Below are 15,297 nucleotides of genomic sequence, written 5' to 3'. Positions count from 1 at the left end.
AGATGACACTTAGCATTTTTGATATAATACAAATTATAACGGCTATTGTTTCATCTATTTACTTTTATAAATATAAAAACAGTTTTCTTAAATATATTTGTTACTTCTTATGGTATACAATCGCTAATGAATTCCTTGGAAATTATATAGGTGAAATTCTCGAAAAAGACACAGGATATTTATATAATATAAGACGTATTGTTTTATTTACTTTAATCTATTGGATTTTAAAGAATGCAATAAAAGATAAAAAAAGGCTTAAAATCATAAATATTCTATTCTTCATCTATGCTCTTATCCAAGGTATAGAAATAGTATATAAATACAAAACCATTATTGTAGATTATTATACTATATCATATTTCATTGGTGGCTTGATATCATTTCTAGGTATTATGTATTATGCAATTGAATTATTAAAAAGTCAAAACATAACATTTTTACATAAGAATCTAACCGTTTGGTTTTTAATAGGAAACTTGATCTTTTGGATAGTCTATTTACCAATCAATCTCATCTTTACTAATTATGAATATTTCTCAAAAGAAGTACTTGATAATCTTTCAGTTATACATAACACATTTATTATAATACAAAATATAATTTTTATCTTAGGCTTTATTATATCTGAAAGAATAGATGAAACTTAGTAGAAATCATTAAAACAAAATTTTATGAAATTAAATCCATTATTATTTATCATTTGCTGTTTAGCATTATTTTTAAGTTGCGAGGAAGATAACTCTATAGTTAATGAAACCGCAAACAGTATTACAACACTTCCTCCTAAAAACATCATTCCTGTAACAGATGCAAATATAATGTATCAAGAATATGGTGCTGAAAGAGCAAAATTTTTAGAAGAAAATTTAATAAAAAAATCATCTTTAAATTCTTATCAGGCGACTAGAACTTTTATGTTAGATTTTCAAACACTAAAACAATACATAACATATATTGAACAAGAAAGTCTTAATGCCGGTGTTAATATTGAAAGTCTAGGGTTTTATTTCTCTAAATACCCCGATAATAATGGTAAATTATCATTTGAAATAAAAAATCAAAATGCAGGTGCTGAAACACTTTTCTTAAACCCTATGGCTACTTTTAATACTGATAGCGAATCTGTTTCCTACGCAATACAAAAGAAAAAAAATGGGGAATCTAGAGCTGTTCCAGTAGGAGAAGTGTTAAAACTAATTAAAAACAAAGAAATAACTGCAAACGAAATAAAAAGTCTCGCAGGTAATCATGGAGGAAAAAGACCGCCTCCATCTACTATCACAACAGATTATGGAGATGAATCAGACGACAATTAACATATAGATTATTTTAAAATGCGATTACTATAAGTGGTAGTCGCATTTTTAATAAAATCCATTAGAGCAAAAATTAAATTTCACAAATGACATAATGCATGGCGCAACCCCAAGAGAACAGTACAGTTATATTAATATTAGTAGTAATTACTATTCTATTATTGTTTTTAATAGTTGGCGCTGTATTATTCTCGGTATTTATCAGACGTAAAAACGAGCTTTTGATAGAACAACAAGACTCTCAAAAGCGATTTGAACGGGAAATTGCTGAATCACAAATAGAAATACGAGAAGAGACCTTACGAAATATTAGTTGGGAATTGCATGATAATATTGGACAGCTATTAACCTTGGCTAAAATACAAACACAAAATTCTGGCGGTGATCAAACACAACTAGATGAAGCCGCAGCAACTATAGGGAAAGGGCTTACAGAAATACGTGCTTTATCTAAACTCATTAACCCTGAAGCGCTTAAAAACATGACGCTTATAGAGGCCTTAGAGCTAGAGTTAGATCGTTTTAAACGCATGGAATATCTGACTACAACTTTAGAGGTAACGGGAATTCCTATTGAAATAGATAAAAAAATAGGTTCTATTATTTTTAGAATATTTCAGGAGTTTTTTACGAATACGATTAAACATTCTAAGGCTAGTCATTTAGATGTTTGTATTAGTTATACAGAAAATAGTGTGGATATCAAAGCTAAAGACAACGGGATTGGGTTTGATATAGCTTTCGCGAAAGCGAAAAAAGGAATAGGACTTTCAAATATAGAGTCTAGAGGAAAACTGATTGGCGCTACGATTGAAGTTTCGTCAAAAGAAGGAGATGGTACAGAAATGCACCTCTCATACACATCAAAAAATGATATGACATGAACAAACTTGTAGTAGTAGACGACCATACATTGCTCTCACAAGCCATCAGCGGACTTGTAAATTCTTTTGAAGATTTTGAAGTGTTATACACCTGTAAAAACGGACAAGAACTTGTGGACCAACTCGTTTTTGAAAACAAACGCCCAGACATTGTCCTCATGGATGTCAACATGCCTATTATGGATGGTATTGAAACCACCGCCTATCTCAAAGAACACCACCCTAACATAAAAGTACTAGCACTATCTGTAGAGGAAGAAGAACGCACCATCTTAAAAATGCTACGAGCAGGAGCCAAAGGATACCTTCTAAAAGACACCGAAAAGTCGGTTTTAGAAAGTGCACTTAAAGAATTAATGAGTCAAGGATTTTATCATACCAATACCGTCGCTCAAATCTTAGTACGAAGTCTACACGAGGAGAGTTCGCTTACCCTTAAAGAGCGAGAACTCGAATTCATAAAACATGCCTGTACTGAAATGACGTACAATGAAATCGCAGACCGTATGTTTTTGAGCCCAAAAACGGTACAAGGTTATAGAGACAGTGTGTTTTCTAAACTAAATTTAAAAAATAGAACAGGATTGGTCATTTATGCGATTAAGCATGGATTATTTAAGCCTTAGATTTAATTCTCAAAATATTAGAAAACACATTTAAAACATTTTCCCTATACTTTTTTACTATCTTAATAGAAATATTAACCATTTATAATCAATAAATTATGAGAAAATTACTAAGACCCATTTATTTCTTGGGGCTACTATTTGTATCGTGTTCTGAAGATACTACTGTCACGCCAGAAAATGCCGTCGCTGATCTAACATTGCAACGTAGTGAATGGAAAACAGCAACGCTAACTAATGAGATTATTACCAACCAACAAAGCATCTCTCACTATGAATTTGATGCAACACAGCTTTCTAAACTTATTGCTCAAGAAGAAGTAACCTATGTATGGTTTGACTTAGGATTAAATACTAAAAATCAAATCACTTTTTCTGCTAGAGGTTTTAACAAAAAAGATTTAACTAATCACGGAGAAATAACTTCTGAGATCATACCTACAACAAGGAACATTACAAATATCGATATCTTACAACAAACAAAAGGTGCTGAAACTGGTTACAATTCTAAGGAATCTCACATTATATCTAACGAAGATGCCTACAACTATATATTTTCCATGAATAATGCTTATAATTATGATAGTTTTGAGAAAGGTTTTACAAAGCAAACGGTTAGAGTAGAAAGAATTGGATTTGGCAAACCGGTAATTCAACGTATATTAAATACAAAAGACTCTAAATCTATTGCTTTATTTTTAGGTATAAACAAACAACAAGAAATTATAACAATACTTATAGCAAAGGACAAAAATGGAAATCTTATAATTGACAATAGTAATGATATTGAGACCAGCGGACGAGCTTTTGACCATGGAGGAAGACGTCCACCACCACCACATTCTAATTGTGGTGGGTGTGCAGAGTATTGCGAATCGCCTTTTTGGATGTGTTGTGTAGCGGAACCTCCTTGTGGAGGGGGCGATCTATAAATACTAAATAACATCTACATACAAATTATAATTGAATATGCTTATTTAAAATATTATAGGCAACCTATGGTATTTTAAATAAGCATATTCTCTTTATTTTTTTCAATAGCTTCAGTAATTCCTTTTTCTATAACAAAATATAAAGCGATGATATTCTTCCTTTTGCTTATTTTTGTTATATGCTGAAACAACAACTTAATTTTAAACTCTCTCAAAAGCTATCTCCTCAACAAATACAGTTGATGAAATTGATTCAATTGCCTACCCAAGCTTTTGAACAAAAAATAAAACAGGAACTTGAAGAGAATCCTGCTTTAGATAGTGGAAAAGAGGAAATTAAAGATGAGTTTGATGAGTTCAGCAATACAGAAGACGATTTTGGAAATGATACTATCGAAACCGAAATCAATGTAGATGAATATCTAAGTGACGATGAGATTCCTGACTATCGCTTGAGTGCCAATAACTATAGCATAGATGATGAAGACAAACAGGTACCTTATGCTTCTGGCACTTCATTTAATCAATACTTAAAAACACAACTTAATACATTTCGTTTATCACAAGAAGAACGTGATATTGCAGAATTCATTATAGGTAGTTTGGACGAAAGCGGATACCTAAGAAGATCGCTTGAAGATCTAATGGATGATCTTGCGTTTACCCAAAACGTGTATACCACTGAAGAAAAAATAGAAGAAGTACTCTATACTGTTCAAGAACTAGATCCTTCTGGAGTTGCAGCTCGTAATCTAGAAGAGTGTTTAGTTTTACAGCTTTCGCGAAAAACACCCACGAAGTCCATAGAACTTGCGATAGACATTCTTGAAAAATCTTTTGATCATTTTAGCAAAAAACATTACAAAAAATTAATGTCTAAATTCTCTATCTCTGAAGAAGAATTAAAAGACGCTATACAAGAAATAGAGCATTTAAATCCAAAACCTGGAGGCTCTTACGCTAGTAATACAAAAATTGTAGAGCATGTAGTCCCAGATTTTACTATACGTATTGTAGAAGGAGAACTTGAACTTAGCTTGAATGGTCGTAATGCTCCTGAACTAAGAGTTTCCAGAGATTACAGCAATATGCTCAAAGGCTACAAAGCTTCTAAAGAAAAAACAAAAGCACAGAAAGATGCTGTTTTATTTATAAAACAGAAACTAGATGCTGCAAAATGGTTTATAGAAGCTATTTTACAACGCCAACAGACATTATTTGTTACCATGAGTGCTATCATGTATTATCAAAAAGAGTACTTCCTGACTGGCGACGAACGTAGCTTACGTCCTATGATATTAAAAGACATTGCAAACGAAATCGAAATGGACGTATCAACTGTTTCTCGTGTCGCCAATAGTAAGTATGTAGATACACCTTATGGCACAAAGCTTATTAAAGAGTTCTTTAGTGAGAGTATGACCAATGATCAAGGAGAAGAGGTATCTACACGTGAAATTAAAAAAATATTAGAAACTGTTATCGAAGAGGAAGACAAGAAAAAACCCCTCACTGATGATAAACTAGCGGGTATCTTAAAAGAAAAAGGATATCCTATCGCTAGACGTACTGTTGCAAAGTATAGAGAACAATTAGATTTACCTGTTGCGAGGCTCCGTAAAAGAATCTAATGAAATATATCATTCGAAGTCTATCTTATATTTTCCATCCGCTGTTTATGCCAATAGCTGGTGTACTTCTTTACTTTAAAATATCACCTAGGTTTTTTAATACGTCATTCCTTTTTTCAAAATTGTTTGCCACAACAATCATGACTATTATTATTCCTATTTTAAGTTATTATATGCTTAAAAATTTGAATTTGGTATCAGACATAAATTTAAAGAATGTAAAAGAACGTCGTTATCCATTATTAATGCAGTTACTCTTTACATTTTTATTAATTCAAATTGTTTTTAAAGGCTATGAAATTCCCGAACTTCATTTTTTCTTTGTAGGAATTTTAGGATCAAGTCTTGCCGCACTAATATTAGCCCTATTTAATTTTAAAACAAGCTTACATATGATAGGCATATCTGGCTTAGTTGCATTTATAATAGGATTAAGTATTCATTTTAATCAAAACTTACTCCTACTTATTGCATTTTTAATTATAGGATGTGGCGGTACTGCAACCTCTCGATTAGATGCAAAAGCACATACCTACCGAGAATTAATTATTGGTTTTTTTGTAGGATCCTTACCACAACTCATGTCATTTAAGTATTGGTTATAGCAATCAATTATCTTATAGGAAATAAAACTGAAGTCCTAAACGGACCACTTGTAAATTTACCATCTCTTCATTAATGATAGCATCGTCATTAAATAACGTATTTAAACCATAATACGCCTGAAAATTAAATGCCCCATAACCAAAAGCAAAAGTTAAACCGTATTGTAATTTATTTAATTCAGGTAGATCTGTCTGATTGACTTCGTTACCTTCCTGTATAAATGTAGATTTAAATCTAAAGATATATCCTAATTGCACCCCTGTGTGAATACGCCAAAAAGCATATTTTGTTGGTGTAGATGTTCTCCATCTATACTGAATAGGCATTTCTAATGTGTAAAAAGTAAATCTATTTTTATCGGCATTTATATCTTCAGGTATTGCCGAAAATATAGTTGTATTTCCGTCGTTTTCTTCGCCTATAAAGAGGTCTTGATTAAAGGTATCTATAGACACTCCCAAACCAACACCTATAGCTTTATTTCGCCTCTTATTAAAAGGCATATCACGTATAAAACCTAATTGTAAGCTTCCACTAAGTCCATTTTGAGATACTGCATCAGGTTTATTAGACAACAAATTAAAAGTAACACCAATATACACTTGATCTTCTCTATACAAAGAATCAATCCCAGTATACATATATTCTTTAATATCTTCTTGACTCAACACTGTTTGTCCAAATAGTAAAAAAAGTAGTAAATAAAAAGAAGGATATCTCACAAGATTTGATTTATAACAAAGATACAAGAAATGATTCCTGATAAAAACATAAAAAAACGCCTTGATTTCTCAAGGCGTTTTTTTACTAATTATAAAATTTGAGTTTATTCAACTGACTCACCATTTGTTGTAATGAATACAATCTTAGGTAAATTGGCTTCACGTAATTCTTGTTTTACATCGTACACCAATCCTGCTTCTGCATTTTTATCAATTTTCAAAGCAACAATAGCTGAGCTCTGTAAATTTTCATCAAGTTTTGTTTGAACTTCCTGAAGAACAGCTGATTTCACTTCACTTACATCTACAATTCGATCACCGATTTGTACAATAGCTTCCCTAGATTTCCCTTTATAATTAGGACCTGGTTTACCAATAAATACAAAAACTGTTCTTTGTTTATCCAGCTTTTCAACTTGATTTGCCGGAGGCAATTGATTTAGAACTTTAAGATCATTTTTTCTAAGTACAGTAGCCACCATAAAGAAAAACAGTAACATAAATACGATATCAGGTAATGAAGCTGTATTCACAGGAGGAAGTTCTCCTCCTTTTTTCTTTTTAAATTTAGACATAGTATTAATTACTTTGAGGTTCTGCTTCAGAAAGTTTAAAAGGAATCAGTGCTCTAACCTCTTTTAATTTTTCTTTAGCTTTTTCTTCATTTCCTTCATAGTTTCCGGCCGCAATTGCAGCTTTAACTTCTGTATATTTCCATCCAAAAAGTCGTTGCGACTCTCTATCTCTAAGCTCATTATAAGCTGCTCCTAATTCATTCTGAACAGCTATATAGGTAGTGTAATCTGTTTTTCTTGCACTACTCATAGAGATTATGGCTTTATCTGGATTATCTGATGAACTTGGACTACGAGATCCTTGACAATAATCACAGTATCCTTCCTGACCAGCAGGAATTCCACCATTGTCTAAGAAATCTTTAGCCGCTTGGCGTAAATCTTTTAATTCCATTGGCTCGTCCTCTACCAAAAGGTCATTATTTGCATTTACTAATACTACAAATAAGTTTTTCTCTTTGATAATTGGAGGAACTATCTCATCATCTAATGGAGGAGGCAATTGCCTTACTAATCCTTTATCCTTGTCTATAGTTGTAGTAACTAGAAAGAAAATAAGAAGCAAGAACGCAATATCTGCCATAGATCCTGCATTAATTTCGGGTGCTGAGCGTTTTGCCATAATAAGTTATTTTACAAGTTTCTTTGCTCCTGAGAGCACCATTAATCCAATAGCAGTAGCTGCTAATATAAAAAACGAGTTGATTCCTGCTCCTACCCATTTCATCATATTAGGAGTAAGGTCTATTTCTTGTTTTACAGCTGCTTTCATAATATCGTCAGGTATCACATCTGAAGCTGTGAAATAAGATATCGCAATTACAAGTAAGAATATACCAACACCTATCAAAACATTCTTAGCATTGCCGCTAAAAAGTCCTTTTATAACAAAAATCACAACTAGCACTAAAATTAAAGCTAGTACGATATATCCGATAGTCATTAAGTTACCAATACTAGAAGGTACATCTACATTATTGATTCCTAATGCTTTTACTTCTTCTTGAAGTGGTTCACTATCAATTGTCCAAACAATACCAGCAATTACCATGGCAATAATACCAATGACACCTACTACTATTTTTAATATTTTATGTAATCCCATAATTTTTTAAAGTTTTTAAGGTATTACTAATTATTTTTTATGCTTCACTAACATATCAATTAGAGTGATTGAAGAATCCTCCATATCATTTACAATGCTGTCAATTTTAGCAATAATATAATTATAGAAAATTTGAAGTATAATAGCCACAATCAGTCCAAATACTGTTGTAAGAAGTGCTACTTTAATACCTCCTGCTACAAGCGCTGGATTCATATCTCCTGCTGCTTCAATTTTATCGAATGCTTGAATCATACCGATTACCGTTCCCATGAAACCAAGCATTGGTGCTAGTGCAATAAATAATGAAACCCAAGAAACATTCTTCTCTAATTGTCCCATTTGTACACCTCCATAAGAAACTACAGCTTTTTCTGCTGCCTCAACACCTTCACCTACACGGTCAAGACCTTGATAGTATATAGATGCAACAGGTCCTTTTGTATTACGACAAACTTCTTTTGCTGCTTCAACACCACCACTGTTAAGTGCGTCTTCTACGTTTTGTGCTAATTTCTTACTGTTAGTAGAAGCTAAGTTTAAGTATATAATTCTTTCTATTGCAATAGCTAAACCTAAGATAAGACATAAAAGAACAATCCCCATAAATCCAGGCCCTCCTTCTATAAAACGTTTCTTTAAATCTTGTGTGAAAGTTAGTTCTTCTTCTGCATCTGCATCTTGAAATGTTGCTCCTGCATCAACACTAGCAACTATTTGCTGTACTTGAACTGGAAGGGTTGTTTGCGCATTGCTGGCTTTAGTTGTAAAAGTCCCTAAAGCTACAACAGCTGCGATTGCCATAATAGAGAATAATTTTTTCATTGCTCTTGATCTTAAATTTAAATTAGTAAAGGGTTAAATATAGTAATTAATTAGATTAATTCTAAAAAAATAGCAGATAGAAACTCATTATACTTCATAGTAAGCATATCCTATACACTAGACTTGCTTACTTCTAATGAAATAGCTTGCTTTTAGCAAAAAAAGCAAGAATACGTTTCTATTTGTAAGAACTTAATAATAAAGGATATTTATTATTCTTTAATAAGCAGAGAGGAAGGGATTCGAACCCTCGATACGCTTTTGACGTATACACGCTTTCCAGGCGTGCGCCTTCGACCGCTCGGCCACCTCTCTAAAAAAGTTATAGACACCTATATCTAAACTTTTAATATATGATATAGCATTCTATAAATACCTTCCTCAAAAGGAGTGCCAAATAACAAAAAAAAACTGACCTGCTAAAAAGATATATCTTAAATTTATGTAAGCTCACCTCTTAAAGGAGTTTCATATACTGATTTAAAGACCTTTGGACCTAAATTCTGTCCCAATAAATACATCATTTTTGCAACAGCTGCTTCTACAGTGATATCCCTACCACTAATAACACCTGCTTTTTTAAGTCCTACACTAGTCTCATAATTACCCATTTGCACACTTCCAGCGATACATTGTGTTACATTTACTACAGGCACGCCACTCTTTATAACTGTTTTAAGCGCTTCTAAAAACCACATTTCTGTAGTAGTGTTTCCTGATCCATATGTCTCAAGAACTATACCTTTAATTTCTTTTATAGCTAGCATAGCTAACACTAAACTTTTAGGAATACCCGGATACATCTTTAAAAGCAACACGTCTGTAACTAGATTTTGGTGCACTTTAAAAGACTTTCTACTAGGTTTAAAGAGCAACTCTTCATGAACAGAAAGATGAACTCCTGAAGTAATTAAAGGAGGGTAATTAGGCGAATCAAATGCTTCAAAATGCTCTGCACTTACTTTTGAAGTTCGATTTGCTCTATATAACTTATATTCAAAATAAAGACACACTTCCTGTATGACAGGTTTATTTCTTTTTTGTAAAGCCGCTATTTGAATAGCAGTAATTAAATTTTCTTTTGCATCTGTCCTTAAATCACCAATTGGTAATTGAGATCCCGTAAAAATAACAGGCTTATTTAAATTTTCAAGCATAAAACTGATAGCAGATGCTGTATAACTCATCGTATCACTTCCATGTAAAACTACAAAACCTTGATAAGCGTCAAAATTAGTACTTATCAAATCACATAATTCATTCCAATACTCAGGATTCATATTGGAAGAATCTATAGGTGTTTCAAAAGAGGATGTACTAATATCACAATCTAATAACCGAAGTTCTGGGATATTTTGTAATAACTGATCAAAGTCAAAAGCTTTTAAAGCTCCTGTTTCGTAATCTTTAATCATACCTATAGTACCTCCAGTGTATATTAAAAGTATACTTGGTTTTGTACTCATAACTTAGCAGCGTTAATTACAGGATTTGCATACATCAGTAAAAAACTATCAATCTCTAATTGATTTTCCTTATTTACTCTACGCTCTAAACGTCTTTCAAAATGACGTAATTCCTTTTCGTCATACTTAGATGCATACTGATCTGTATTATGATATAAATCATATGCGATATAATTAGAAGGCCATAATTTATAATGACAATGTATACTATTATCTATTTCTGAAGCTAACCGTTTTAGTTTTTCATTATCACTTTGCTCTTCCCTATCTATTTGATCATAAATAGAAGGATCTAAAGGAGCCGCCTCTATGTGAATCCGTTTTTTAAAACCTAATGCACCTTTTAAAATACTATTAAAGTCTTCATTGTTTGTCTTTATATACGGTACATTCTCCTGTTTAGCTACAATTTCAGGAACCTTTAAAATATCAGTAGGATCATACTCATATGAAATAGCAATAGGAACTACATCTAACTCCTTTATATATTGCATTAATGGGGTTTTCCCTTTAGCCATGGTAATCATCTTAAGTACGCCTTGTTGTGTTGAATCATTACCATCTTTTGTACGACCTTCTCGTTGTGCCATCCAAACAGATCTTCCTTCTGACAATAAAAACTTCATATAGTCAGATAAAACTTTAGAACTTTTAAGCAATTCTCTTGGAGATTGATTACGCAACACCAAAAAGTTTCTATTCAGCTTAGACAATGCCATCAGAAATTCTTTCTGAACTAAATTATCTCCTATAGCTGATGCCGTTGTTATCAATCCATTATCTATTAAACCTACATTAATTAATGAAGTGTCTAATACGATATCACGGTGGTTAGATATGTAGAAATAAGGTTTATTAGGCTTTAATGTATCAAATCCAGCTGTAGTAAACCCTTCAGAACTTTTTGCTAATAGATTCTGAACTGATTTATAAATGACATTAGTTTGAAAATCATGGATAGAGTGACATCCTAATAATATCTCCTGAATCTCATGCATAGAAGCATTGGGAAATGTAAACTGCAATAGGACTTTAAACATAGGATGTCTAGAAGCTACCTGTAATGCCTCATTTACTTCAGTATCATGATAGGGTCGTATGTGATCAAATATGGAAATAATTATGTATTTAAGTTATTAGCCACAAAAGAAGCAAAATTATTTCAGTTTACTCGATTATAATAGACTAAGTTTATATTGTCTTTACATTAATAAATACAGCATTTGCATTTTCTGAGGTAATTTCTGCAATTTCGTTAAGTGGTTTTTGATAAATAGTTGCTAATTTTTCTGCTACTAATGTTACATAACTACTTTCATTACGTTTCCCTCTATAAGGGACAGGACTCAAATAAGGAGCATCCGTTTCTAAAACAATATGTTCCAGTGGGATTTCAGATAAAAACTGATCTATTTTGCCATTTTTAAAGGTAACAACACCTCCTATTCCTAATTTCAAATTATAACTTATTGCTCGCAAAGCGTGTTCTTTCGTCCCTGTAAAGCAATGAAAAATACCAAAGAGGTCCTCTCCTTTTTCACTTTCTAATACTTCAAAAACCTCATCAAATGCTTCTCGGCAATGTATTACGATAGGCAATTTATATTTCTTAGCAAGTTGAATTTGTCTTTTAAATGCATCTTTCTGTATCTCCAATGTACTTTTATCCCAATATAAGTCTATCCCTATCTCTCCTACTGCGTAAAAAGATCGTTGTTTAAATTGTGCTTCTACATGCGCCAATTCTTCTTCATAGTTTTCTTTTACATGTGTAGGGTGCAATCCCATCATCAAAAACATATGATCTGGGTATGTCGCCTCCAAGGCATACATACGTTCTGTATATTCAGAATCAATAGCAGGAATAAAAAAGCGGGTAACTCCAGCTTCAATAGCGCGTTGAATCATGACGTCTTGGTCCTCATCAAATGCCTCACTATATAAATGAGTATGTGTATCTGTAAATTGCATGGCCCAAAAATAGAAATAGCACAGCACACAACCTAACCTAATACTTATAGTTTTTTAAGAAGTTCTTGTGCTTCTATATAATTTGCTGCTTCTTGAGGCAAGGCTTGCAAGATTTGCTTACACTGATCTGTATCTCCTTGTTTCAAAAAACTGAGCGCATTATACCATTGCGCCTTGTATTTAAAAACAGAATTTCCTTGGCTAAGCACTGTAAAAATTTCGGTTGCTTCAGCATAATCTTCTATTTCTACAGAAGCAATTCCTTTGTAATATAAAACCTGCGTATTGTCTGGATCGTTTGTCAGAATGGTATCAAAAGAAACAATAGCCTCATGATATAACTTGTTGTTAAATGCTTTTTCCGCTTTCGCGAAAGCGGACTCATCACCACTCCTTTCTACCAAGTCTATAGATCCTTTAAAAGAGTAATCATCATAGCTCACATCTTGCATTTGAGACCAAAATATGGTACCAAAGACGAGTACAACACAAGCTGCAACAAGATAACGCAAAGGTTTAAAAGCAATAACCTTCACTTCTTTTTTCTTGGTTTTGGTCGTTTCTAAATGCGTATCTGCTAGGGTTTCTAAAGTATCTTTAAAGTGTGCTCTTTCATCAGAAAAACGATGACTTAAATGACCATTTAAATCCCTAAAGATGGTAAATGCATCTTTAAGAGCAGGGTCTGATTCCAGTCTTGACTCAAGATTTTCTTTTGCTTCAGGAGAAAGTGCTCCTTGGAGATAATCGTCAAAAAGTAGTATGGTTTTCTCGTCCATGACTATAGATTTTTAAGGGTTTGGTACTGCGCAGATCCTTGCACCATCTTAGTAAGTTTACCTATACAAAGTGATTTTTTCTTTCGAGCATATGCGTAAGACACTTCTAACTTTTTTGCTACTTCCTCCATTGATTTAATAGAAAAACTAAGCTTTAAGAGTTTCTTACAGGCGTCACCCATTTGCTCGAGCACTTGATTAAATAAGCTCGCTCTACCTTCATGCAAGGCTGTTTGATCTGCTTGTTGCTGCACGTTTGCATCTATAGATGTAATTTCTTCCTGTATTGTTACCCCTTCTGGTTTATTTTTTTTGAGCACATTAAACCACTTACGTTTACATATTAAAAAAAAGTAAGCATCAAAAGGGCAGGAAAGAGTTAATCCTTTTGTTTTTGCTTGATCATATATAGTGATAAGTGCTTCTTGAATAATATCCCTAGCAGCTGATTCATCTCCACTATTTTTCTGAATATACCCAACAACTTTGGGAGCAAAACGAGAGTAGATTTCAGCAATCAATTTCGTATCATTTGTTAGTAATGCCTTCACATATTTCTGATCAGCATGTACCTCGTAATCTCCCATATTTACTGGATTTGCAAGTAAATATAAAAAAAGTTTCAAAAAAAATTCAAAAAAGGGGTAACAATATAAAACCGCTGATGATATAAGGGTGTAAAACAAAAAACAAAACATCAAATTAATAATATTATGAAAACAACAAACATTAATGACACAAATCAGAAAAATAGTATGAGTGTGTTCGCAGCAATTAAATTATTCACTTTATGTATCGTATCACTTATCCTTATGGTAAGTTGTGAAACAAATGACGACGCAGATATCATAACTGAACTACCGGATGACACTGTACAAATATTTGGAGGATTAGAATATGCAAACAGTATTATAGAAGCACGCGAAAATGCTATTCAAACCTTTACTATAGATGCAACTACGGGAGGAACTATTATTGGAGAACAAGGAACTCAATTATACTTCCCTCCTAGTGGGCTTACATTTCTTGGGGGAGAACCTGTATCTGGAGATGTTACTATAGAATTTATAGAAATTTATAGCAGAGCAGATATGCTCACTCAAAACTTACCTACAAATGGAAAAAGAGATAATGGCGATATTGTTTCTATTATCTCAGGTGGTGAATTTTACATCAATGTGACTCAAGGAAACAATCAACTTGTAGTTGAAGTTCCATTTGGTTTAACAGCTCCTACAGCCGATTTCGATCCCGAAATGACTGTTTTCTTACCGGAAGATTGTGATCGATTAGATTGTGATGTTGTATGGGAAGAAGATGAAAATGCTAACATACAGGGAGGAGAAATTCAAAATGCAGATGGAACTTGGACTTCGGCATATTTTGCACCACTTACCAACTTTGGATGGACAAACTTAGATAGATGGTGGGCTTATGAAGATCCTAAAACATTAGTATATGTAGATGTTCCAGAAGGATTTAATGAAACCAATAGTGCGGTATATGTTTCTTATGACGGAGAGCCAAATGCATTAGCTTTTTTTGACACATATGATACCGATTTAGATATGTTTACAGAACACTATGGACAAATGCCAATAGGACTAGAAGTGCATTTTATATTTGTATCTGTACAAGATGGTGATTATGTATATGCTATTCAAAGTGCCACAATTGGAACAGATCATATCGAAACTATCACTACTACACAAACAACAACAGAAGCAGGTTTAACAGCATTAATCAATGCTTTACCATAAAAGTAAAATATAAAATAAAGACTAGCCTCAAAGCCTTATTGACTTTGAGGTTTGTCTCTTTTATTAACATTCATAGTTTTTACCTATATTTAAGAT

At 32.8% G+C, this 15,297-nt stretch carries 18 protein-coding genes and 1 tRNA gene; 8 read left to right on the top strand and 11 right to left on the bottom strand.

Translation table 11 applies throughout. The annotated features are described in order from the left end of the window. The first annotated feature begins 2 nt into the window (after positions 1-2). The 7 genes from Q1A01_RS07125 (at position 3) to Q1A01_RS07095 (ending at position 5,997) form a co-directional block, all read left to right on the top strand. A complete protein-coding gene (locus Q1A01_RS07125; protein WP_299678117.1) occupies positions 3-650 on the top strand; it encodes a hypothetical protein in 648 nt (215 codons plus the stop codon). Positions 651-674: 24 nt separating this feature from the next. Continuing rightward, the gene (locus Q1A01_RS07120) at positions 675-1,319 is read left to right on the top strand and encodes a hypothetical protein (RefSeq protein ID WP_299678116.1); all 645 of its coding nucleotides are present in this window, start codon (positions 675-677) and stop codon (positions 1,317-1,319) included. A gap of 98 nt (positions 1,320-1,417) precedes the next feature. Further along, positions 1,418-2,203, top strand: coding sequence for an ATP-binding protein (locus Q1A01_RS07115; RefSeq protein WP_299678114.1), 786 nt, complete (start codon positions 1,418-1,420; stop codon positions 2,201-2,203). Further along, entirely contained in the window at positions 2,200-2,829 is a 630-nt protein-coding gene (locus tag Q1A01_RS07110; RefSeq protein ID WP_299678111.1) for a response regulator transcription factor, read from the top strand. The genes Q1A01_RS07115 and Q1A01_RS07110 overlap by 4 nt, the downstream gene beginning before the upstream one ends. Positions 2,830-2,927: 98 nt before the next feature. Beyond that, the gene (locus tag Q1A01_RS07105) at positions 2,928-3,761 is read left to right on the top strand and encodes a hypothetical protein (RefSeq protein WP_299678108.1); all 834 of its coding nucleotides are present in this window, start codon (positions 2,928-2,930) and stop codon (positions 3,759-3,761) included. 179 nt (positions 3,762-3,940) lie between these two features. Then, the gene (gene rpoN / locus Q1A01_RS07100; RefSeq protein ID WP_299678106.1) at positions 3,941-5,392 is read left to right on the top strand and encodes an RNA polymerase factor sigma-54; all 1,452 of its coding nucleotides are present in this window, start codon (positions 3,941-3,943) and stop codon (positions 5,390-5,392) included. After that, positions 5,392-5,997: a hypothetical protein gene (locus Q1A01_RS07095; RefSeq protein ID WP_299678103.1), complete on the top strand. Its 606-nt coding sequence runs from the start codon at positions 5,392-5,394 to the stop codon at positions 5,995-5,997. The genes rpoN and Q1A01_RS07095 overlap by 1 nt, the downstream gene beginning before the upstream one ends. A gap of 12 nt (positions 5,998-6,009) precedes the next feature. Here the strand turns inward: Q1A01_RS07095 and Q1A01_RS07090 are convergent, their stop codons facing one another. The 11 genes from Q1A01_RS07090 to Q1A01_RS07040 form a co-directional block, all read right to left on the bottom strand. After that, positions 6,010-6,720 (bottom strand): porin family protein, encoded by a 711-nt coding sequence (locus tag Q1A01_RS07090; RefSeq protein WP_299678100.1) that lies wholly within the window; start codon positions 6,718-6,720, stop codon positions 6,010-6,012. 104 nt (positions 6,721-6,824) lie between these two features. Next, positions 6,825-7,295, bottom strand: a complete 471-nt coding sequence (locus Q1A01_RS07085) for a biopolymer transporter ExbD (RefSeq protein ID WP_299678097.1) — start codon at positions 7,293-7,295, stop codon at positions 6,825-6,827. A gap of 4 nt (positions 7,296-7,299) precedes the next feature. Next, positions 7,300-7,917, bottom strand: a complete 618-nt coding sequence (locus Q1A01_RS07080; RefSeq protein ID WP_299678094.1) for a biopolymer transporter ExbD — start codon at positions 7,915-7,917, stop codon at positions 7,300-7,302. 6 nt (positions 7,918-7,923) lie between these two features. Then, complete coding sequence (locus Q1A01_RS07075) at positions 7,924-8,400, bottom strand: hypothetical protein (RefSeq protein ID WP_299678091.1); 477 nt, start codon at positions 8,398-8,400, stop codon at positions 7,924-7,926. A 30-nt stretch (positions 8,401-8,430) separates the two neighbouring features. Next, positions 8,431-9,225, bottom strand: a complete 795-nt coding sequence (locus Q1A01_RS07070) for a MotA/TolQ/ExbB proton channel family protein (RefSeq protein WP_299678088.1) — start codon at positions 9,223-9,225, stop codon at positions 8,431-8,433. 227 nt (positions 9,226-9,452) lie between these two features. Then, positions 9,453-9,540, bottom strand: a tRNA-Ser gene (locus Q1A01_RS07065). A gap of 125 nt (positions 9,541-9,665) precedes the next feature. Continuing rightward, positions 9,666-10,691: an asparaginase gene (locus Q1A01_RS07060; protein ID WP_299678085.1), complete on the bottom strand. Its 1,026-nt coding sequence runs from the start codon at positions 10,689-10,691 to the stop codon at positions 9,666-9,668. Beyond that, complete coding sequence (locus Q1A01_RS07055; RefSeq protein ID WP_299678442.1) at positions 10,688-11,809, bottom strand: 1-acyl-sn-glycerol-3-phosphate acyltransferase; 1,122 nt, start codon at positions 11,807-11,809, stop codon at positions 10,688-10,690. The genes Q1A01_RS07060 and Q1A01_RS07055 overlap by 4 nt, the downstream gene beginning before the upstream one ends. A 73-nt stretch (positions 11,810-11,882) precedes the next feature. Further along, complete coding sequence (locus tag Q1A01_RS07050) at positions 11,883-12,662, bottom strand: TatD family hydrolase (RefSeq protein ID WP_299678082.1); 780 nt, start codon at positions 12,660-12,662, stop codon at positions 11,883-11,885. Positions 12,663-12,706: 44 nt separating this feature from the next. Next, positions 12,707-13,441, bottom strand: a complete 735-nt coding sequence (locus Q1A01_RS07045; RefSeq protein ID WP_299678079.1) for a hypothetical protein — start codon at positions 13,439-13,441, stop codon at positions 12,707-12,709. 2 nt (positions 13,442-13,443) lie between these two features. Beyond that, positions 13,444-14,067 carry a sigma-70 family RNA polymerase sigma factor gene (locus tag Q1A01_RS07040; protein WP_366520088.1) on the bottom strand — a complete coding sequence of 208 codons (624 nt, stop codon included), beginning with the start codon at positions 14,065-14,067 and terminating at the stop codon, positions 13,444-13,446. 87 nt (positions 14,068-14,154) lie between these two features. Between Q1A01_RS07040 and Q1A01_RS07035 the strand changes: the two genes are divergently transcribed. After that, the gene (locus Q1A01_RS07035; RefSeq protein WP_299678077.1) at positions 14,155-15,201 is read left to right on the top strand and encodes a hypothetical protein; all 1,047 of its coding nucleotides are present in this window, start codon (positions 14,155-14,157) and stop codon (positions 15,199-15,201) included. Positions 15,202-15,297: the final 96 nt, after the last annotated feature.

Source organism: uncultured Dokdonia sp., assembly GCF_947492815.1.
Taxonomy (GTDB): Bacteria; Bacteroidota; Bacteroidia; order Flavobacteriales; family Flavobacteriaceae; genus Dokdonia.
The sequence above is the reverse complement of the archived record's forward strand: the minus strand, read 5'-3'. Positions and strand labels throughout refer to the sequence as shown.